The sequence below is a fragment of the Mesorhizobium sp. B3-1-6 genome (assembly GCF_006439555.1).
Lineage (GTDB): Bacteria > Pseudomonadota > Alphaproteobacteria > Rhizobiales > Rhizobiaceae > Mesorhizobium.
Genome location: NZ_VFTM01000002.1, coordinates 202193 through 222927 on the forward strand (window position 1 = coordinate 202193; position 20735 = coordinate 222927).

The window sequence follows — 20735 nt, forward strand, 5'->3', positions numbered from 1 at the left end:
CTGCCCGGCCTCACCTGAATATCGGCGCATCTCAAGCCAAGCTGCCTTGCAGCACTTTCAGCTTCGCCTTTTTCGGGCTGCGCGCCAAAAGCCATTCGCGCGCCTTGTCCTGCGGCATCGGGAAGGCGATCGAATAGCCCTGCACCTGATCGCAGCCGATCGCCATCAGCGAGTCGAGCTCGGCTTCAGTCTCCGCACCCTCGGCGACGATCGAGATGCCGAGCCCGCGGGCAAGCTCGGTGATGGCGCGCACGATCTTGGAATTGTCGCCGTTCTCGTTGATGTTCTGGACGAAGCGGCGGTCGATCTTCAGCCGGTCGATTTCGTTCGGATTGACGTGGCTGAGCGAGGCGTAGCCGGTGCCGAAATCGTCGAGCTCGAGATGCACGCCGGCGGCGCGGATGTGGCGGAGCTTGGCGGCGATGCCGGTCTTCTCGTCGTCGAGGATGACGGATTCGACAATTTCCAGCGCCAGCTTCTGCGGCCGCAGCCCGGCACGCTCCAGCGTGCCGAACAGGAAGGTGTCGAAATCGGACTCGCGCAGCTCCGTGCCCGAGACATTGACGGCGATGCGCCCGAAATCGATGCCGGCGCGGTCCCATTCGGCGGCTTCCTCGATCGCCTTGCCGATGACGATGCGGCCGATATCCGGCATGAAGCCGCATTTCTCGGCGACCGGAATGAACTCGCCGGGCGATATCATGCCGCGCGTCTCGTGCTTCCAGCGCACCAACGCCTCGATGCCGCTGATCTTGCCGCTGGTCAGCGACACCTGCGGCTGGAAATAGACCTCGAAGCTCCTGTTGGCGATCGCCGTACGGATGTCCTGTTCGAGCTGCTTGCGATAGTCGAGCTCGCGGCGCAGTTCTTCGGAGAAGAAGGAGAAATTGCCGCCGCCGAGTTTTTTGGCGGAATAGAGCGCGAGATCGGCATGGACGAGCAGGTCCTGCGCGTTGTCGGCGTCGACCGGATAAACCGCTATGCCGGCGCTGGCTCCGGGCATGATGGTCGTGCCCTGGAACGTGATCGGCTCGTTGATCTCATCGAGGATGCGTTTGGCCAGCGCATGGATGTCCTCGGTGGTGCCGGCGCCGTTGAGGATCATGACGAACTCGTCGCCGCCAAGCCTGGCGCACAGATCGGACGCCCGGCAGGAATCGCGCATGCGCTGCGCCGTCACCACCAGCACATAGTCGCCGGCGGCATGGCCAAGCGTGTCGTTGATCTGCTTGAAGCGATCGAGATCGAGCTGGATCACCGCAAGGCGCTCGCGGCGGCGGTGCGCTCCCTTGATCAGCGTTTCGAAATGGTCGGTGAGGAAGGTGCGGTTGTGCAGCCCTGTCAGGCCGTCATGCACGGCGATGAAGGCCATCGAGTTGCGGGCATCGACCAGCTCGCGCGTCTTGCGCAGGATGGCGTTGGACATCGGCCGGAAGATGAACAGCGCCACCAGCACGATGACGCCGAGCGTGGCGAAGAACAGCGTGCGATGCAGGTCGAGGATGTTGCTGGATTTTTCGTCGGCGAAGGCGCTGATGCGCTGGCCGAGCGCGGCATAGCCGGACATCGTCGCATTGGCGACGGAGGCGTCGAGGCCGACGCGTTCGCCGCTGCCTTTATAGCCGTCGTTCTGCATGCCAAGCTGCGAGGCGAAGGACGAGACCAGCCTGTCGCCATTGGCGACGAGGCCGATCGAGAAGTAATCGAGGTGGAAAGGCTTGCTGAACAGCACGTATTCGATCGACTTCGGGTCGTTGCGCGCCGGCGAGAGCGGGTCGGCGCCGGTCTCCTTGAGCAGCCGGTCGTAGTTGGTCTCGAACTCGCCCGTCGCCTGCTTGAGCGCGGTGACCAGTGCCGGCTGCTTGTCGCGCGAGGCGGCGCCGGTGGCGCTGGCCAGGAAGACGATGCGCTGCGACAGCGCCTTCTGCGTCGAGACGATGTCGAGCAGCGCATGATTGTGCTGCTGCTGCGCCATCAATTGCTGCAGAAGAATGAAGGAGGCCACCACCATGGCGGCGATGATCGCCAGCGCCAGCCAGTAGCCGGTCTTGATGAGCAGGATCAGCTTGCGCGAAACGCTATGCACTGGCTGCTGCGACATAACTGGGTGACCCCTCCGGTCGACGGATTTCTGCCTGGATTCGTGGCGGGAAAACGCTTGCCTTGAAAGGGTTAACAGGTCGGCAAGGGACGCTGGCGGCATGAGCGGCGGCGCGGCAAAGCTCGCAAGATGGTTATCATGTCCTTTCCCGCTCACCCCATTTTTGATCGTATCGCGGCCGCGCCTTCGCAAAGAATTGCGAGCGGGCTTTCGCGGCGCCACCGAAGCGGTCGCTTTTGCGATGGATTTTTTGCAGCCATGGCGCGACAGTCCGGCCTCGAACCGAACAGGGCAGGACCATGAGCAAAGCATTCCTTTCCCACATCGACAGCGAGCTCCAGGGCCTCAAATCGGCCGGGCTCTACAAGTCCGAGCGGGTGATTTCCTCGATGCAGTCCGCCGAGATCGAGGTCGGCGGCGAAAAGGTGCTGAACTTCTGCGCCAACAACTATCTCGGCCTCGCCGATAGCCCGGATTTGCGCGAAGCGGCAAAGCACGCGCTCGACCGCTATGGCTATGGCATGGCCTCGGTGCGCTTCATCTGCGGAACGCAGGAGGAACACAAGCAGCTCGAGGCGACGATCTCGTCTTTCCTCGGCATGGACGACACCATCCTCTACTCCTCCTGTTTCGACGCCAATGGCGGCCTGTTCGAGACGCTGCTCGGCGAGGAGGACGCCATCATTTCGGACGCGCTGAACCACGCCTCGATCATCGACGGTGTCCGGCTCTCCAAGGCCAAGCGCTTCCGCTACGCCAACAACGACATGGCCGATCTTGAAGCGCGGCTGAAGGAGGCGAAGGACTGCCGCTTCCGGCTGATCGCCACCGACGGCGTGTTCTCGATGGACGGCATCATCGCGAATTTGCACGGCGTCTGCGACCTCGCCGAGAAATACGACGCCATGGTCATGGTCGACGACAGCCATGCGGTCGGCTTCGTCGGCAAGAACGGCCGCGGCTCGGCCGAGCATTGCGGCGTCGAGGGTAGGGTGGACATCATCACCGGAACGCTCGGAAAAGCGCTGGGCGGCGCCTCCGGCGGCTACACGTCGGGCAAGAGCGAGGTGGTCGACTGGCTGCGCCAGCGCTCGCGGCCCTATCTCTTCTCCAACACGCTGATGCCGGCGATCGCCGGCGCCTCGATCAGGGTGTTCGACCTGATCCGTCATGGCGACGCGCTGCGCCAGCGCCTATATGCCAACGCGGACCGGTTCCGCTCCAAGATGGGCAAGCTCGGCTTCACGCTGGCCGGCGCCGATCATCCGATCATCCCGGTGATGCTGGGCGACGCCGCACTGGCGCAGGAGATGGCCGCGCGCATGCTGAAGCGCGGCATCTACGTCATCGGCTTCTCCTTCCCGGTGGTGCCGAAGGGCCAGGCCCGCATCCGCACGCAGATGTCGGCCGCCCATTCCAGCGCCGATATCGACAGGGCGGTCGCGGCCTTCGGCGATGTGGGAAAAGAACTGGGTGTAATCGCTTGACCCACGCCGAGGAAAACAGAAGTCGGCCATGACGATCGATGTCACGAGCAGGATCGAGATCGCCAGGCCACGCGCGGTCGTCGCCGCCTTTTCCGCCGATCCGGACAACGTGCCCCGCTGGTACGTCAATATCAAATCGGTCGAATGGAAGACGCCCCGACCCGCGCAGGTAGGATCGAGAATTGCATTCGTGGCGCAGTTCCTCGGACGGCGGCTTGTTTACACCTACGAAATTGTAGATCTCGTGCAGGGCGAGCGGCTGGTGATGCGAACTGCCGAAGGACCGTTTCCCATGGAAACGAGTTATGCATGGCGCGATACCCGAGAAGGCGCTACCCATATGGCGCTCCGGAACCGCGGCATCCCGACAGGCTTTTCCCGTCTCGTGGCACCGTTTATCGCCCTGGCCGTTCGGCGTTCGACCGATCGAGACTTGCTCCGGCTGAAGAACATTCTGGAGGCGGCGCACTGATGAAACCGATCCATCGAGACAGGCAAGATTTTTGAGGAGCGTCTGATGTCCAACATGATGAAGGCGCTGGTGAAAGCCAAGGCCGAGCCGGGCATCTGGATGGAAGAGGTGCCGGTGCCGGAGATCGGCCCCAACGATGTGCTGATCAAGGTCAAGAAGACCGCGATCTGCGGCACCGACGTCCATATCTACAATTGGGACCAGTGGGCGCAGAAGACGGTGCCGGTGCCGATGGTGACGGGCCACGAATTCGTCGGCACCGTTGCCGACTACGGCGCCGCGGTCACCGAATATAAGGTCGGCCAGCACGTCTCGGGCGAAGGCCATATCGTCTGCGGCCATTGCCGCAACTGCCGCGCGGGCAGGGGGCATCTCTGCCGCAACACGCTGGGCGTCGGCGTCAACCGCCCCGGCGCCTTCGGCGAGTATCTGGCCATCCCGCAGCACAATGTCGTGCCGATCCCCGACGACGTGCCGGACGAGATCGCGGCGATCTTCGATCCGCTCGGCAATGCGGTACACACCGCATTGTCCTTCGATCTCGTCGGCGAGGACGTGCTGGTCACCGGCGCCGGGCCGATCGGCATCATGGGCGCGCTGGTCGCGCAATGCGTCGGCGCGCGCAAGGTCGTCATCACCGATATCAACCCGGTGCGGTTGGATCTGGCGCGAAAACTCGGCGTCCAGCACGTCGTCGACGCCTCGAAGGAAAAGCTACGCGACATCATGCCGTCGATCGGCATGACCGAAGGTTTCGACGTCGGGTTGGAGATGTCGGGCGCCGCCCCCGCCTTCCGCGACATGATCGACACCATGAACAATGGCGGCAAGATCGCCATCCTCGGCATCGCGCCCACCGGCTTCGAGATCGACTGGAACAAGGTGATATTCAAGATGCTGCATCTGAAAGGCATCTACGGCCGCGAGATGTTCGAGACCTGGTACAAGATGATCGCCCTGGTGCAAGGCCCGCTGGATGTCTCGGGGCTTATCACGCATCGGATCGGGATCGACGATTTCCAGGTCGGATTCGACGCGATGCGCAGCGGCAGTTCGGGCAAGGTGGTGATGGATTGGTAGGGGCCTGAGGAGAAGTAGAGTTCCTTCGCCCCCCTCTCTGTCCTGCCGGACATCTCCCCCTCAAGGGGGGAGATCAGCAGCTTTGGCGGCGGCGCTCATCTTGCAACGTCTGCGATTGGCGAAGGCCAGCGTGACGGCCAATCTCCCCCCTTGAGGGGGAGATGTCCGGCAGGACAGAGAGGGGGGCCTCGCGTCAACATCTATACCCTGTCTGACGCCAAGCTGGCCTCCAGCGCAGCCACACCCTTCGCTATCGCCGTCCGTTCCTCCGCACTCAACCTCCCCAGTAACGCCTGCTCAAACATCTTCGCCAGCGGCACCATCTCGCGATAGGCGGCGAGCCCCGCTTTGGTCAGCGCTAGGTGCTCGACACGCCGGTCGTTCTCGTCCGGCGTGCGCACCAGCCAGCGCCGGCGCTCCAACTCGGCCACCGCGCGCGACACCTTGGTCTTGTGCATGGCCGACTGCTCTCCGAGCTCCGTCGCCGTCATCGTTCCGCGTTCACCCAGCCCGGAAAGCGTGCGCCATTCCGGCCGCGTCAGACCGTGGCGCTCCTTGTAGATGCGCGAGAACTCGCGGCTGACCGCATCGGCAAGCCGATAGAGCCTGTAGGGCAAGAAGCTTTCCAGTTCGAGGATTTCAGGGTCGTTGACCGCGTCGCTTCCGTTTATCATGTCCCGCGTCTCAGCGTTGCCATTGATAGTTACATTTTCAATGGTTACAAATGAAACCAGTTTGGTCAATCCGGGAGGAACCGATGGGCTTTTCCTACATGCCGGGTTTCGGCAATGATTTCGAGACCGAGACGCTGCCCGGCTCGCTGCCGCAGGGCCGCAACTCGCCGCAGCGGCCGGCCTACGGCCTCTATGCCGAGCAGCTTTCCGGCTCGCCCTTCACCGCGCCGCGCGGCACCAATGAGCGGTCCTGGCTCTACCGCATCCGTCCGAGTGTGAAACACACCGGCCGCTTCAAGGGGGCGAGCTATCCCTTATGGAAGACCGGGCCGAATATCGGCGACCACGAGCTGGCGCTCGGCCAATATAGATGGAATCCGACGCCGATGCCCGGCGAACCGACGGACTTCATCTCCGGCATGCGCACCTTCACCACGGCCGGCGATGCGGTCGGCCAGTCTGGCATGGCCGCGCATGTCTATGTCGCCAACCGCTCGATGGTGGATGACCATTTCTTCAACGCCGACGGCGAGTTGCTGGTCGTGCCGCAGGTCGGCGCGCTGCGCTTCGTCACCGAAATGGGCGTGATCGAGCTTCGGCCCGGCGAGATCGCCGTGCTGCCGCGTGGCCTCGTCTTCAAGGTCGAGCTCGCCGATAAGGAAGCGCGCGGCTATGTCTGCGAGAATTACGGCGCCAAGTTCACCATGCCCGACCGCGGCCCGATCGGCGCCAATTGCCTGGCCAATCCGCGCGACTTCAAGACGCCCTGCGCCTGGTTCGAGGAGAAGGAGACGCCCTGCCGGCTGATCGTCAAATGGTGCGGCTCTTTCCATGTCACCGAGCTCGGCCATTCGCCGCTCGACGTCGTCGCCTGGCACGGCAACTATGCGCCCTACAAATATGATCTGGCGACGTTTTCGCCGGTCGGCGCCATCCTGTTCGACCATCCCGACCCGTCGATCTTCACCGTTCTGACGGCGCCGAGCGGAGAAGAGGGCACGGCCAATGTCGATTTCGTCATCTTCCCGCCGCGCTGGCTGGTGGCGGAAAACACGTTCCGGCCGCCCTGGTACCACCGCAACATCATGAGCGAGTTCATGGGCCTGATCCACGGCCAGTACGACGCCAAGGAGGAAGGGTTTGTCCCCGGCGGCATCAGCCTGCACAACCAGATGCTGGCGCACGGGCCGGACGCCTCCGGCTTCGAAAAGGCCTCGCGCGCGGAGCTGAAACCGGTCAAGCTCGAACACACCATGGCCTTCATGTTCGAGACGCGATTCCCGCAAATGCTGACGCGCTACGCTGCGGAACTCGGCACCTTGCAGGAGAACTACATCGACTGCTGGGCCGACCTGAAGAAGCGTTTCAACGGCACGCCCGAGGGCGACTGGTCTTGAGTACCGAAAAGCTGGATCGGCTGGTCGTGCTTGGCTCCAAGGGCGGCCCAGCGGTCCGGCCGGGCGGACCTTGGCCGAGTTCGTCGCTGCTGGAGATCGGCGGGCGCAATATCGTCGTCGATTGCGGGCTGGGCGTCACGCGCGGCCTGGTCGATGCCGGCATGGGCCTCAAGGCGCTCGACCTGATCTTCATCACGCATCTCCATTCCGACCATCTTCTTGAGCTCGGGCCGCTGATCCACACCGCATGGACGGCGGGTTTGGCGACACCGGTGACGGTCTACGGGCCGTCAGGCACCCACGACCACTGGCTGCATTTCTGCCGGGCGATGGAGTTCGACATCGAGATCCGCATCGTCGACGAGGGGCGGCCAGATATTCGCGAACTGGTCTCCGTCAAGGAATTTGGCGAGGGGACCATCCTGGCGGAGGGTGGCCTGACGGTGACGGCGCTGCGCGTCGACCACCCGCCGGTGATCGACTGTTTCGCGCTGCGTTTCGAACATGGCGGCAGAAGCGTGGTGTTTTCCGCCGACACGGCGTTCTTTCCGCCGCTGGCCGACTTTGCCAAAGGGGCCGATGTCCTCGTCCACGAGGCCATGCTGGAGGAAGGTGTGGAAAGGCTGGTCGCTAGGACCGGCAATGGCGCTCGGCTGAAAGAGCACCTTTTCGCCAGCCACAGCCTCGCCGAGGAGGCGGGTCACATCGCCAACGATGCCGGCGTGAAGCGACTGGTGCTCAACCACCTCATTCCAGCCGACGATCCCGCGATCGGCGAGGCGGACTGGGTCGCCGCTGCTAGGAAATCGTGGGCCGGTGACTTGACGATTGCCCGAGACGGCCTTGTTGTGGGGTTAAGCGGTCAGAAGGCCGCGTCAGGAGAGGAAACCGCATGAAGCTTGCCACATTGAAGAACGGGACGCGCGATGGAAAACTGGTCGTCGTCTCGCGCGATCTGACCCGGTTCACCGACGCTTCGTTTCTGGTGCCGACGCTGCAGGCCGCGCTCGACGATTGGCGCCGCATCGCCCCGCATCTGGCGGCGATGGCGGAATCGCTCGAGACCAATGCGGTGCCTTCGGCGCGCTTCCACGAGCATGACGCCCATTCGCCGCTGCCGCGCGCCTATCAATGGGCGGACGGCTCGGCCTATGTGAACCATGTCGAGCTGGTGCGCAAAGCGCGCGGCGCCGAGATGCCGGCAAGCTTCTGGACCGATCCGCTGATCTACCAGGGTGGCTCCGACTCCTTTATCGCGCCGCGCGACCCGATCCGTATGGCCGAGGAAGCCTTCGGCATCGATATGGAGGCGGAGATCGCCGTCATCGTCGACGACGTGCCGATGGGCGTCGGGCTGGACGCGGCAAGAGAGGCGATCCGGCTGGTGATGCTGGTCAACGATGTCACGCTGCGCGCCATCACCGGACCGGAACTGGCCAAGGGCTTCGGCTTCTTCCAGTCGAAGCCATCTTCGGCCTTCTCGCCGGTCGCGGTCACGCCGGACGAATTGGGCGACGCCTGGGACGGCGGCAAGGTCAGCCTGCCGCTGCTCGCCGATCTCAACGGCAAGCCATTCGGCCGCGCCAATGCCGGCATCGATATGACTTTCGACTTCCCGGCGCTGATCGTGCATGCCGCAAAGACCCGGCCGCTCGCCGCTGGCACCATCATCGGCTCGGGCACCGTCTCCAACAAGCTCGATGGCGGCCCGGGGAAACCGGTTTCGGCGGGAGGCGCCGGCTATTCCTGCATCGCCGAGCTGCGCATGATCGAGACCATTGACAGCGGCGAGCCCAAGACGCCTTTCCTGCGTTTCGGAGACACGGTGCGCATCGAGATGAAGGACAAGGCCGGACATTCGATCTTCGGCGCCATCGAGCAGAAGGTCGAGAAATACGAGGGCTAGGCGATGCCTGGCGAAGCGCTCTATGTGCTGTTCGGGCTCTGGGCGCTGGCCATGCTGGTGGTCTTCGTCCAGGCGACGCGGCTGAGCTACCGCATCGAGGCGCGTTCGCGCCTCGACAGCGATGTGGTCGCCCGCTTCCGTGCCGGCGGACCGGGCTGGCAGAGCCGGATAAACGAGATTCTGCGGAAGGCCGCCGGCCTTTAGGATAGCCGGCGGTTTGGTCCTTCGGCTGGCTACGCCGCCTTGCCGTCCAGCTTGATCACGCCGCGCTTGATCTGGTCCTGCTCGATCGACTCGAACAGCGCGCGGAAGTTGCCTTCGCCAAAGCCTTCGTCGCCCTTCCTCTGGATGAACTCGAAGAAGATCGGTCCGATGACGGTCTTGGAGAAGATCTGCAGCAGGATCTTGGTCGTGCCGCCGTCGACGACGCCTTCGCCGTCGATGAGGATGCCGTGCTTCTTCATGCGCTCGATCGGCTCGTCATGGCCGTTCACGCGGGTCTGCGACATCTCGTAATAGGTGTCGGGTGGGCCGGGCATGAACTTCAGCCCGTTGGCGGCGAGCTTGTCGGTGGCCTCGTAGATGGCGTCGGTGCCAACCGCGATGTGCTGGATGCCCTCGCCATTGTACTTCTTGAGATACTCGGCGATCTGGCTGGTCTCGTCCTTGGACTCGTTCAGCGGAATGCGGATCTTGCCGCAGGGCGAGGTGATGGCGCGGCTGACCAGGCCGGTGATCTTGCCGTCGATGTCGAAGAAATGGATCTGCTTGAAGCCGAACAGGTCGCGGTAGAAATCCCACCACTTGTCCATGTTGCCGCGATAGACATTGTGGGTGAGGTGGTCGAGGAAATAGAAGCCGACGCCTTCGGGCTTCGGGTCGCGCTCGGCCAGCCATTCGAACTCGGCGTCATAGGCCGAACCCTTTTCGCCATAGGCCTCGATGAAATAGAGCAGCGAGCCGCCGATGCCGACGATGGCCGGCACGTCCAACGCCTTGTCGGCGCCTTCATAGGGCGTGGCGCCCTTCGATACGGCGTGGTCGAAAGCATGCTTGGCATCGACCACGCGCCAGGCCATCGAGGCGGCGCAGGGGCCGTGCTTTTCGACGAACTTCATCGCATGCGAGCCGGGCTCGGCATTGACGACATAATTGATGTCGCCCTGGCGCCAGACGGTGATGTCCTTGCTGCGATGCTTGGCCACCGCGACATAACCCATGCGGGTGAAAAGCTCCGCGAGTTTTTCGGGCTCTGAATGCGCGAACTCGACGAATTCGAAACCGTCGGTGCCGGCGGGGTTTTGCTTGCTGATCCTGGCGGGTGGGGCGTCGTGCGGGAAGGGGCCCATGGCAGTCCTCCGAAAGCTGTTGCGGCCGTGCTCGGCCAACTTTCATGACAATAGCGCGGAGCGTCCGCACGGTGCTTGCATTCAACCGCTTGAAATGCTCATCATGCGCGCAAATTGTGCATGGTTGGAGAAAAATCCATGGATGATGCGCGCCTTGACCAATTTGACCGCAAGATATTGGCGCTTTTGCAGGATGATGCGCGATTCACCAACAACGATCTGGCAGAGCGGGTGAACCTCTCGCCATCGCAATGCTCGCGCCGCCGCCTGCGGCTGGAGGACGATGGCTATATCAAGGGCTACCGCGCCGTGCTCGACCGCGATCGCCTGGGCTTTTCGCTGGTCAACGTCATCTCCGTGACTTTAGCCACCCACAACCGTGACAACGCGCGCCGCTTCGGCGAACTGGTGGCGCGCCTGCCCGAAGTGCAGGAGGCGCACGCGCTGACCGGCGAGATGGATTACATCCTGAAGGTGGTGACGCGCGACCTCAAATCATTGTCCGAGTTCGTCAACGGCGTGCTCTTGCCGCACGAATCCGTACAGCACGTGAAGACGGCGATCGTGCTGGAGACGCTGAAGGAAACCGGCGCGCTGCCGATATAGAGAAGCGGATTTCGCGGATTGGCATCGTGCCAACGCGCTAAACCTTAGTCTCTCTGCTGCTGGATCAGCCCGTAAAGGTTGGTGCAGCGCGCCCCTGAACGGCAATAGGCGAACACCGGGCCTTCGAGTTCGTCGAGCGCCTGGGCCTGGTCCTCGACATTGTCCATGGTGATCTGGCCGCTGATCACCGGGATATAGCGGAAGCCAAGCCCGGCTGCCTCGGCCGCCGCCTGGACGCTCCCGGCGGAAGGCTGGCCGGGCTGCTCGTAGTCCGGCCGGTTGCAGATCACACTTTTGAAGCCGGCGTCCTTGATGGCGGCAATGTCCTGCGGCTGGATCTGGCCGGAGACCGAATAGTCGTCGCTGATCTGGCGGTATTCCATGGTATCATCCTCGCAATCTCTTTGGCCGCAGTCTTGCCACTCCGGGTGAGGGGCGGCAATCCATGCCGCCGCAATTCCCTGCCAAATAGACATAGCCGGCTGGAAAATCCAACTAGGCCAATTTTGACCCGGTTGGGAACGCGCCTGGATCCGCAGCAGAGCGTGGCATGCCGGGCTATTGGCACAACTCAATCTTCTTGCGCGCCGCATGGATTTGGCGACCCGGCCTTGCCCGGAGTTGGAAGCGACTTTAAACAGGCGCGACCCTCAAACGAAGGAACCTCCAATGAGCATTCGTCGCATCGATGTCGGCCCGCGCATGAGCCAGATCGTCATTCATGGCAACACCGTCTATCTGGCCGGCCAGGTCGGCGAACCCGGTGGCAACGTCGCATCGCAGACCCGCGACATCCTGAAGACCATCGACGAATTGCTGGCCAAGGCCGGCACCGACAAGACCAAGATCGTGCAGGCGATCATTTGGCTGGACGACATGAAGACCTTCGCCGAGATGAACGCGGAATGGGACAAGTGGGTGCCGCAGGGCCACACGCCCGCCCGCGCCACCGGCGAAGCCAAGCTCGCCACCCCGGAATATCTGGTCGAGATTATTGTCACGGCGGCGCTGTAAGGGCGCGGTGCCGGAACTGCCAATCTCCCCCTTGTGGGGAGATGCCCGGCAGGGCAGAGGGGGGCGCTGTCCCGCCACGCCACCGCGATCGTCATCCTCGGGCTTGACCCGAGGATCCATGCGGTGACCTCTGACGTAGGGCGCAACGGTGCAGAATTCTGTAAACGTTGCAAAGCCTTAGCGTCACGGCATGGATTCTAGGGTCTGCGCGCGTCGCTTCGCTCCTTGCTTCGCCCTAGAATGACGACAGCGATGGGCGGGGATCACTCACCCCTGCGACGGCGTGAACCGCGCCACCAGCGTATGGCTCTCCGCCGGATAGACAAAGCGCACATGCGTCACCGGGTGCTCGGCGCTCCAGGTGCGGCGTTCGACCACCAGGCAGGGCGCGCCCGGATCGATGTCGAGCGCGTCGGCGATTGTCTCGTCGGCGGCCATGGCGCGGATTCGGTGCTCGGCCTCGCTCCACGGCACGCGGCCGATCAGCCAGGGGCCGGGCGCGATCTCGAGAAATTCCTCCTCGCTGGCCTCGGCCACGGCTGAGAGATTGATCAGCCGCTGCTCGAGCGCGAACGGCCGTTCGCCGGCGAAATGCAGGCCCTCCAGCGCCAGCACCGGACCCGGAGCGGAAAGCCCGAGCAGCGCGCGGTCCTCGGCGCTGCTGCGCCGCTTGAGGCGTTCCAGCCGCTCATAGCGATAGGGCAGGCCGAGCGCCTCGACCTCGATCCGGATGTCGTGCAGTTCCAGCACCGCTGCCTGCGATTGCGGCTGGCGCACGAAGCTGCCGGAGCGGCGGCGGCGCTCGATCAGCCCGGCCTTGGCGAGTTGAGACAGCGCCTTGTTCACCGTCATGCGCGAGCAATTATAGTGAGCCGTCAGCTCATGCTCGAAGGGGATGCGATGGCCCGGCGCCCAGGCGCCCGAGAGGATCTTTTCGCGGATGTCGGACAGGATGCGCTGATGCAGCGAGAGGATCTCGCCGCCCTCGACATCATCCGTTTCGACAAGGCTCATTGGATGTTTCCTGTTCAGCTCTGCGAGAGCGCGGTCATGACATCGCGGAACCGCTTGGCAACCGCCTCGCGCCTCGCATGCTTGCCGCCGCTGACCTGCTTTTTGCCCTGCACCCAGACGCAATCGACATTGCTGCCATTGGCAAAGATCCAGGCGTCGAGGATCGCGTCGCCCGCCTTGCCGGCCAGCGATGGATGGTTTTGGTCAAGCGAAACGAGATCGGAAGGGCCGCCGGCGGCAATTCGCGACGGGCCGGCGCCAAGCGCCTGGCTGCCGCCGTCGAGCGAAGCGTCGAACAGCGCGCGTCCCGTGGATCCGCCGGCGCGGGCCAGCACATTGCGGGCACGGTGGACGAGGCGCTGCGAATATTCGAGCTGCCTCAACTCGTCCGGCAGACCGATCAGCACATTGGAATCGGAGCCGACGCCGAAGCGGCCGCCATGCTCGATGAACAGCGGCGCGGCAAACGTGCCATCACCGAGATTGGCCTCGGTGATAGGGCAGAGCCCGGCGATGGCGCCGCTTTTGGCCATGGCGATCGTTTCGGCCTCGGTCATATGCGTGGCGTGGATCAGGCACCAGCGCTCGTCCACCGTGGCATTGGAGAGCAGGAATTCGACCGGACGCTTGCCCGACCAGGCGATGCAGTCCTCGACTTCCTTCACCTGCTCGGCGATATGGATATGGATCGGCCCGTTCGGCGCCATCGCCGCGACGGCATTGAGCTCGTCCGGCGTTGCGGCGCGCAGGCTGTGCGGCGCGACACCGACGACAGCCTGCTCCAATGGGCGAACGCCCTCGCGAGCTTTCTCAAGCAGCCGTCCGAAATGCTCGACATCATTGATGAATCGCCGCTGGCCCTCGTTGGGTGCGGCGCCGCCGAAGGCTGAATGAGCATAGAAGACCGGCAGCAGCGTCAGCCCGATGCCGGTGTCGGCAGCCGCGGCGGCGATCCGCTCCGCCATCTCCGCGATATTGGCGTAAGGCTGTCCGTCGCGGTCGTGATGCAGGTAATGAAATTCGCCGACGCGCGAGAAGCCGGCCTCCAGCATTTCGACATAAAGCTGTGACGCGACCGCCTCGACCTGGTCGGGCGTCATCGACAGCGCGAAGCGGTACATCACCTCGCGCCAGCTCCAGAAACTGTCGGCCGAAGGGCCGCGCAATTCGGCAAGACCCGCCATGCCGCGCTGGAAGGCGTGGCTGTGCAGGTTAGGCATGCCGGGCAGGACGATGGCATGACGCTCGTCGCCGGCTTGCGCGGAAGCGCCGGCCTCGACCGTGGAGATGCGGCCGCCATCGAAAGCGATCCTCACATTGCCCTGCCAACCGCCGGGCAGCAGCGCCTGTTCCGCAAAGATCAACGTCACCTTTATCTCCGAATCTCGATGCGAGAGCGACATTACCACTTGCGCCGCTTTTCAATATGTATATACATAATGGTCGTCCAAGCAAACGGAAAAGATGATGGGTGGAGCAAACGGGAAGAGCGGCCTTCGGGTCTGGCGCAATGCGCGCCTGGCGACCATGGCCGAGGGGGCGGCCGGCCTCGGCATCGTCGAGAAAGGCGCGGTCGCCGCGCGTGATGGGCTTATTGTCTATGCCGGTCCCGAGGCCGACATGCCGGCCGCTGCCGGGCAGGGCGCCGAGGCCGTCGATTGCGAAGGCCGCTGGATCACGCCCGGCCTGATCGACTGCCACACGCATCTTGTCTATGCCGGAAACCGCGCCAACGAGTTCGAGATGCGGCTGGCCGGCGCCACTTATGAAGAAGTGGCGCGCGCTGGGGGCGGCATCGTCTCCTCGGTCAAGTCGCTGCGCGCCGCCAGCGAGGACGAGCTCGTCGCTGAGACGCTGCCGCGTCTCGACGCGCTGATGGCCGAAGGCGTCACCGCCGTCGAGGTGAAATCGGGCTACGGCCTCGACCTCGAGAACGAGAAGAAGTCGCTGCGCGCCGCCCGCCGGCTGGGCAATGAGCGCCCTGTCACGGTCCGCACGACTTGTCTTGCCGCGCACGCGCTGCCGCCCGAAGCCAAGGGCGACAAGGACGCGTTCATCGATCTCGTCTCCGGCACCATCCTGCCGGAAGTCGCCGCCGAAAAGCTCGCCGACGCCGTCGACGGTTTTTGCGAGGGCATAGCCTTTTCGCCGGAGCAGATGGCACGCGTCTTCGACAAGGCCAAGGCGCTTGGCCTGCCTGTAAAACTGCACGCCGACCAGCTTTCCAACCTGCATGGCGCGGCCCTTGCCGCCCGCTATGGCGCGTTGTCGGCCGACCATCTCGAATATACGGACGAGGAGGGCGCCACGGCGATGGCCAAGGCCGGCACCGTGGCGACGATCCTGCCTGGCGCCTACTACTTCATCCGTGAGACGAAGAAGCCGCCGGTCGACCTGTTCCGCCGCCACGGCGTGAAGATGGCTGTGGCCACCGATTCCAATCCCGGCACCTCGCCGCTCACCTCGCTGCTGCTCACCATGAACATGGCCGCGACGCTGTTCGGCATGACTGTCGACGAATGCCTTGCCGGCGTCACCCGCGAGGCCGCGCGTGCGTTGGGGCTTCTCGACAAGACCGGCACTTTGGAGACCGGCAAATCGGCCGATCTCGCCATCTGGGATATCGAGCGCCCGGCCGAACTCGTCTACCGCATGGGCTTCAATCCGCTCCGTGCCCGTATCTGGAGAGGACAATGACCGAACTGACCCTGACGCCCGGCAACGCGACGCTTGCCGACTGGCGCGCCATCTATCGCGGCGCCGTGCCGAAGCTTGACGCCGCTTGCCGGCCGAAGATCAAGGCCAGCGCCGAGGCGGTCGCCCGCATCGTCGCCAAGGGCGAGCCCGTCTATGGTATCAACACCGGCTTCGGCAAGCTCGCGAGCGTCCGCATCCCGGCCGACGATCTCGAAACCCTCCAGCGCAACATCGTGCTTTCGCATGCCGCCGGCGTCGGCGAGCCGATGCCCGTCGCCGTCGTGCGGCTGATGATGGCGCTGAAACTCGCCAGCCTGGCCCAGGGCGCCTCCGGCGTGCGGCCTCAGACCATCGAATTGCTGGAAGCCATGCTCGCCAACGACGTCATCCCCGTCGTGCCGGCGCAAGGCTCGGTCGGCGCGTCCGGCGACCTTGCGCCGCTCTCGCATATGACCGCGGTGATGATCGGCGTCGGCGAATGCTTTACCCCACATGGCCGCTTTCCGGCCAAGGTCGCCTTCGTCTCGCATGGGCTGGAGCCGGTGACATTAGGCGCCAAGGAGGGCCTTGCGCTGCTCAACGGCACCCAGTTCTCGACCGCCTATGCTCTGGCCAGCCTGTTCGAGGCCGAGGTGCTCTACCAGTCGGCGCTGGTCGCCGGCGCGCTGTCGACCGACGCGGCACGAGGCTCCGACGCGCCCTTCGACCCGCGCATCCATCTTTTGAGAAAGCATCGCGGCCAGATCGAAACGGCGGATGCCCTGCGCAATCTGATGGCCGGCAGCGCCATCCGTGAATCGCACCGCGTCGGCGACGAGCGCGTGCAGGACCCGTACTGCCTGCGCTGCCAGCCGCAGGTGATGGGCGCCGCGCTCGACGTGCTGCGCAAGGCCGCCGACACGCTTGAGACCGAAGCCAATGGCGTCACCGACAATCCGCTGATCTTCGCCGAGGACGACACCGCGCTTTCGGGCGGCAATTTCCATGCCGAGCCTGTGGCTTTCGCCGCCGACATGATCGCGCTTGCCGTCTGTGAGATCGGCTCGTTGTCGGAGCGGCGCATCGCCATGCTGGTCGATCCGGCGCTGTCCGGCATGCCGGCCTTCCTGACGCCGAAGCCCGGCCTGAACTCGGGTTTCATGATCCCGCAGGTCACGGCCGCGGCGCTTGTCTCGGAAAACAAGCAGAAGGCCTATCCGGCAAGCGTCGATTCGATCCCGACCTCGGCCAACCAGGAAGATCACGTCTCGATGGCGGCGCACGGCGCTCGCCGCCTGCTTGGCATGATCGAGAATGCGACCGCCGTCATCGGCATCGAGCTACTGGCCGCGGCGCAAGGTTGCGACTTCCATCAGCCGCTTGCGTCCAGCGAAGCGCTGGAAGCGGTGCGCAAGCTGGTCCGGGCCGAGGTGCCGCATCTCGACAATGACCGGCATTTCCATCCCGACATGGAAAAGGCGATCGCCATGGTCCGCAGCGGCGCCACCGTGAAGGCGGCGAGCGCCGTGGCGCTGCCGTCGATTGCGGGAGCCGCATGATGGCTGACTCGCCCTGGCTCACCGTCACCCAAGGCACGGCACCCCTGCTGGTCTCCATCCCGCACACCGGCATTGACCTCGCTGGCCTCGACAACCGGCTGGTCTCGACGTGGCTCGGCCGCCGCGACTGCGATTGGTGGATCGACAAGCTCTATGACTTTGCGATCGATCTCGGCGCGACCGTCGTGCACACCGCGATCTCGCGCACCGTCATCGACGTCAACCGCGATCCGTCGGGCGTTTCGCTCTATCCCGGGCAGGCGACGACGACGCTTTGCCCCACGGATACCTTCGATGGCGATCCGCTCTACCGCATGGGCGAGGAGCCGACGCCGGCCGAGATCGACCAGCGCCGCGAGGCCTATTTCAAGCCTTATCACGCCGCCCTGCAGGCCGAGATCGATCGGCTGCGCGGCATGCACGACAAGATCGTGCTGTACGACTGCCATTCGATCCGCTCGGTGCTGCCGCGGCTGTTCGAAGGCACGCTGCCGGTCTTCAACCTCGGCACCAATGACGGCAAGAGCACCGATCCTGTGCTGCAGCAAAAGGTTGCCGCCATCCTCGCCGCGACCGGCGAGACCTGGGTGGTCAACGGCCGCTTCAAGGGCGGCTGGATCACCAGAAGCTTCGGCCGGCCCGAAAATGGCGTGCACGCGCTGCAGATGGAGCTCTCCAACCGCGGTTACATGCGTGAGCCGTCGGAAAGGGGTTCGCCGGAAAATTGGCCGGTGCCTTACGACGCCACCTACGCAGCGCCGATCCGCGCCACGCTGAAAACCATCCTCGAAACCGCCATTGAATGGGCCGGGCGCTGAGGCGCCGCCTTACTCGAAAGGGACAATGATGAACGATCCCCGCCACAACATCCGCGAAGTGCGCAGCCCCCGCGGCGACAAGCTCAACGCCCGCTACTGGACGACCGAGGCGCCGCTGCGCATGCTGATGAACAACCTCGACCCGGAGGTCGCCGAGAATCCGAACGAGCTCGTCGTCTATGGCGGCATCGGCCGGGCGGCGCGCACCTGGAACGACTTTGACCGCATCGTCGCGTCGCTGAAGACGCTGGGCGAGGACGAGACGCTGCTGGTGCAGTCCGGCAAGCCGGTCGGCGTCTTCAAGACCCATTCCAATGCGCCGCGCGTGCTCATCGCCAACTCCAACATCGTGCCGCATTGGGCAACCTGGGAGAAGTTCAACGAGCTCGATAGGAAGGGCCTGATGATGTACGGCCAGATGACGGCTGGCTCCTGGATCTATATCGGCACGCAAGGCATCGTTCAGGGCACTTACGAAACCTTCGTCGAGGCCGGCCGCCAGCACTACAACGGCAACCTCAAGGGCAAGTGGATCCTGACCGGCGGCCTCGGCGGCATGGGCGGCGCCCAGCCTCTGGCCGCCGTCATGGCCGGCGCCTCCTGCCTTGCCATCGAGTGCAACCCCGACTCGATCGATTTTCGCCTGCGCACCCGCTATCTCGACGAGAAGGCCGAGACGCTCGACGAGGCGATGGAAATGATCGACCGCTGGACCAAGGCCGGCGAGGCGAAGTCGGTCGGGCTGCTCGGCAACGCCGCCGAGATCGTGCCGGAGATGTTCAGGCGCGGCATCCGTCCCGATATGGTCACCGACCAGACCTCGGCGCACGACCCCATCAACGGCTATCTGCCCAAGGGCTGGACCATGGCCGAATGGCGCGAGAAGCGCGTCTCCGACCCCAAGGCCGTCGAGAAGGCCGCCCGCGCTTCGATGCGCGAGCATGTCGAGGCGATGGTGGCGTTCTGGAACGCCGGCGTGCCGACGCTCGACTACGGCAACAACATCCGCCAGGTCGCCAAGGACGAGGGTTTCGAGAACGCCTTCGCTTTCCCGGGCTTCGTGCCGGCCTATATCCGCCCACTGTTCTGCCGCGGCATCGGTCCGTTCCGCTGGGCGGCACTCTCCGGCGATCCGGAAGACATCTACAAGACCGACGCCAAGGTGCGTGAGCTCACCCCCGGCAACACCCATCTGCACAACTGGCTGGACATGGCGCGCGAGCGGATCTCCTTCCAGGGCCTGCCGGCGCGCATCTGCTGGGTCGGCCTTGGCGATCGCCACCGGCTCGGCCTCGCCTTCAACGAGATGGTGGCCAAGGGCGAGCTCAAGGCGCCGGTCGTCATCGGCCGCGACCACCTCGATTCCGGCTCGGTCGCCTCGCCGAACCGCGAGACCGAAGCGATGAAGGACGGCTCGGACGCCGTTTCCGACTGGCCGCTGCTCAACGCGCTGCTCAACACCGCGTCCGGCGCCACCTGGGTGTCGCTGCATCATGGCGGCGGCGTCGGCATGGGCTTCTCGCAGCACGCCGGCATGGTGATTGTCGCCGACGGCACGGCGGATGCCGCCAAGCGCTTGGAGCGCGTGCTGTGGAACGACCCGGCGACCGGCGTCATGCGTCATGCCGATGCCGGCTACGACATCGCCATTGAATGCGCCAAGGAGCACCAGCTCAACCTGCCGGGCATTCTGGGCTAGAGCATGATGCCGAAAAGTGTGAAGCGGTTTTCGGACAACATCATGCTCCCAACCAAAAAGACAGAGCCGGATGATTTCAGGTCGAATCGACTTGAAATCGTCCGGGGCTAGGCCGATGCGCATCCTTCGTGCCGCCGATTACCGCGTCATGCCGTGGAAGAATCGCGGCGGCACGACGACCGAAATCGCCGTTTCCCCGGCCGACGCCGGGCTCGAGGATTTCGACTGGCGCATCTCCATGGCCCGCGTCGAGACCAGCGGGCCGTTCTCCAGCTTCGCCGGCATTGACCGCACATTGTCGGTGCTGGAGGGCGAGGGGGTTATCCTCGACATCGCCGGCCAGCCGCCGGCGCGGCTGACCACGGCTTCAGTGCCGCTCGCCTTTCCGGGCGATGTGCCGACCGGGGCAGCGCTGATTGGCGGTCCGATTACCGATCTCAACGTCATGACCCGGCGTGGTCGCATGGCCCACAAGGTCGAGTGTCGGCCGCTTGCCAGTGAGATTCGCATCACGCCGCGCGCCGACACGACGCTGGTTCTGGCCGTCGGCGGAAGCTTCACGCTCTTCACGGGCGATGCGCCGAGCCTGGGACCGCTCGACACGCTGATCCTCGACCGCGACAGCCCGGAATTGCGGCTTCAACCCAAGGGGCAGGGCCGGCTTTTCGTGATCGAACTCCATCGCCTCGCCGCCAACCATTAACGGCTGTTGCCAAACATGATCGCGGCTTGGGTGAATTATCGCCCGGCCCCTTGCATGTATCACGAAAAAGCCTGAATTCTTGCCCTGATCCAATCGGGGCGGAGAGCGAGGGGCGTTCGCCCACGAGCTGTCGAAAGGGCACGCCCTGTTGTGGTGCGCAAGACAAACTTTCGGCCAACC

At 64.3% G+C, this 20735-nt stretch carries 19 protein-coding genes and 1 pseudogene; 14 read left to right on the forward strand and 6 right to left on the reverse strand.

Features of this window, described 5'->3' with window-relative positions; all coding sequences use genetic code 11:
* Window positions 1-31: 31 nt before the first annotated feature.
* Window positions 32-2101 carry an EAL domain-containing protein gene (locus tag FJ414_RS03255; protein ID WP_140641238.1) on the reverse strand — a complete coding sequence of 690 codons (2070 nt, stop codon included), beginning with the start codon at window positions 2099-2101 and terminating at the stop codon, window positions 32-34.
* 299 nt (window positions 2102-2400) lie between these two features.
* On the opposite strand from FJ414_RS03255, the gene FJ414_RS03260 reads away from it, so the two are divergent.
* Genes FJ414_RS03260 through tdh form a run of 3 tightly spaced genes read left to right on the forward strand, consistent with a single transcriptional unit; the run spans window position 2401 to window position 5140 of the window.
* Complete coding sequence (locus FJ414_RS03260; protein WP_140641240.1) at window positions 2401-3588, forward strand: glycine C-acetyltransferase; 1188 nt, start codon at window positions 2401-2403, stop codon at window positions 3586-3588.
* A gap of 28 nt (window positions 3589-3616) precedes the next feature.
* The gene (locus FJ414_RS03265; protein WP_140641242.1) at window positions 3617-4060 is read left to right on the forward strand and encodes an SRPBCC family protein; all 444 of its coding nucleotides are present in this window, start codon (window positions 3617-3619) and stop codon (window positions 4058-4060) included.
* Between the two features lie 45 nt (window positions 4061-4105).
* On the forward strand, window positions 4106-5140 hold the full coding sequence (gene tdh / locus FJ414_RS03270; protein ID WP_140641244.1) for an L-threonine 3-dehydrogenase: 1035 nt from the start codon (window positions 4106-4108) through the stop codon (window positions 5138-5140).
* 200 nt (window positions 5141-5340) lie between these two features.
* Here tdh and FJ414_RS03280 read toward each other — a convergent pair whose 3' ends face one another.
* Window positions 5341-5814: a MarR family transcriptional regulator gene (locus FJ414_RS03280; RefSeq protein ID WP_140641246.1), complete on the reverse strand. Its 474-nt coding sequence runs from the start codon at window positions 5812-5814 to the stop codon at window positions 5341-5343.
* Window positions 5815-5897: 83 nt separating this feature from the next.
* Here FJ414_RS03280 and hmgA point away from each other — a divergent pair, with 83 nt between their 5' ends.
* The 4 genes and pseudogenes from hmgA to FJ414_RS03300 form a co-directional block, all read left to right on the forward strand.
* On the forward strand, window positions 5898-7211 hold the full coding sequence (hmgA, locus tag FJ414_RS03285) for a homogentisate 1,2-dioxygenase (RefSeq protein ID WP_140641248.1): 1314 nt from the start codon (window positions 5898-5900) through the stop codon (window positions 7209-7211).
* Window positions 7208-8107 (forward strand): MBL fold metallo-hydrolase, encoded by a 900-nt coding sequence (locus tag FJ414_RS03290; protein WP_140641250.1) that lies wholly within the window; start codon window positions 7208-7210, stop codon window positions 8105-8107. Before hmgA ends, FJ414_RS03290 begins: the two co-directional genes overlap by 4 nt.
* Window positions 8104-9117, forward strand: a complete 1014-nt coding sequence (locus FJ414_RS03295) for a fumarylacetoacetate hydrolase family protein (protein WP_140641252.1) — start codon at window positions 8104-8106, stop codon at window positions 9115-9117. Before FJ414_RS03290 ends, FJ414_RS03295 begins: the two co-directional genes overlap by 4 nt.
* A 108-nt stretch (window positions 9118-9225) precedes the next feature.
* A pseudogene (locus tag FJ414_RS03300) lies at window positions 9226-9321 on the forward strand (BrnA antitoxin family protein); the annotation flags it as partial.
* A 29-nt stretch (window positions 9322-9350) separates the two neighbouring features.
* On the opposite strand, the gene hppD reads toward FJ414_RS03300, so the two are convergent.
* Window positions 9351-10466, reverse strand: a complete 1116-nt coding sequence (gene hppD / locus FJ414_RS03305) for a 4-hydroxyphenylpyruvate dioxygenase (protein WP_140641254.1) — start codon at window positions 10464-10466, stop codon at window positions 9351-9353.
* A 138-nt stretch (window positions 10467-10604) separates the two neighbouring features.
* Between hppD and FJ414_RS03310 the strand changes: the two genes are divergently transcribed.
* Complete coding sequence (locus tag FJ414_RS03310) at window positions 10605-11072, forward strand: Lrp/AsnC family transcriptional regulator (protein WP_140641256.1); 468 nt, start codon at window positions 10605-10607, stop codon at window positions 11070-11072.
* A gap of 44 nt (window positions 11073-11116) precedes the next feature.
* Here the strand turns inward: FJ414_RS03310 and FJ414_RS03315 are convergent, their stop codons facing one another.
* On the reverse strand, window positions 11117-11455 hold the full coding sequence (locus FJ414_RS03315; RefSeq protein ID WP_140641258.1) for a TIGR01244 family sulfur transferase: 339 nt from the start codon (window positions 11453-11455) through the stop codon (window positions 11117-11119).
* 286 nt (window positions 11456-11741) lie between these two features.
* Here FJ414_RS03315 and FJ414_RS03320 point away from each other — a divergent pair, with 286 nt between their 5' ends.
* Window positions 11742-12086 carry a RidA family protein gene (locus FJ414_RS03320; RefSeq protein WP_112098006.1) on the forward strand — a complete coding sequence of 115 codons (345 nt, stop codon included), beginning with the start codon at window positions 11742-11744 and terminating at the stop codon, window positions 12084-12086.
* A 267-nt stretch (window positions 12087-12353) separates the two neighbouring features.
* Here the strand turns inward: FJ414_RS03320 and hutC are convergent, their stop codons facing one another.
* Together hutC and FJ414_RS03330 are read right to left on the reverse strand one after the other, a co-directional pair.
* Complete coding sequence (gene hutC / locus FJ414_RS03325; RefSeq protein WP_140641260.1) at window positions 12354-13100, reverse strand: histidine utilization repressor; 747 nt, start codon at window positions 13098-13100, stop codon at window positions 12354-12356.
* Window positions 13101-13114: 14 nt separating this feature from the next.
* On the reverse strand, window positions 13115-14470 hold the full coding sequence (locus tag FJ414_RS03330) for a formimidoylglutamate deiminase (protein ID WP_140641262.1): 1356 nt from the start codon (window positions 14468-14470) through the stop codon (window positions 13115-13117).
* Between the two features lie 97 nt (window positions 14471-14567).
* Here FJ414_RS03330 and hutI point away from each other — a divergent pair, with 97 nt between their 5' ends.
* From hutI to FJ414_RS03355, 5 genes are all read left to right on the forward strand, one after another.
* Window positions 14568-15797 carry an imidazolonepropionase gene (gene hutI / locus FJ414_RS03335; RefSeq protein WP_181181509.1) on the forward strand — a complete coding sequence of 410 codons (1230 nt, stop codon included), beginning with the start codon at window positions 14568-14570 and terminating at the stop codon, window positions 15795-15797.
* Window positions 15794-17335, forward strand: a complete 1542-nt coding sequence (gene hutH / locus FJ414_RS03340; protein ID WP_140641266.1) for a histidine ammonia-lyase — start codon at window positions 15794-15796, stop codon at window positions 17333-17335. The genes hutI and hutH overlap by 4 nt, the downstream gene beginning before the upstream one ends.
* Window positions 17335-18153 carry an N-formylglutamate deformylase gene (hutG, locus tag FJ414_RS03345; RefSeq protein ID WP_140641268.1) on the forward strand — a complete coding sequence of 273 codons (819 nt, stop codon included), beginning with the start codon at window positions 17335-17337 and terminating at the stop codon, window positions 18151-18153. The genes hutH and hutG overlap by 1 nt, the downstream gene beginning before the upstream one ends.
* A gap of 25 nt (window positions 18154-18178) precedes the next feature.
* Window positions 18179-19852 (forward strand): urocanate hydratase, encoded by a 1674-nt coding sequence (hutU, locus tag FJ414_RS03350; protein ID WP_181166972.1) that lies wholly within the window; start codon window positions 18179-18181, stop codon window positions 19850-19852.
* Between the two features lie 115 nt (window positions 19853-19967).
* Window positions 19968-20555, forward strand: a complete 588-nt coding sequence (locus FJ414_RS03355; RefSeq protein WP_140641270.1) for a HutD family protein — start codon at window positions 19968-19970, stop codon at window positions 20553-20555.
* The last annotated feature ends 180 nt before the right edge of the window (window positions 20556-20735 follow it).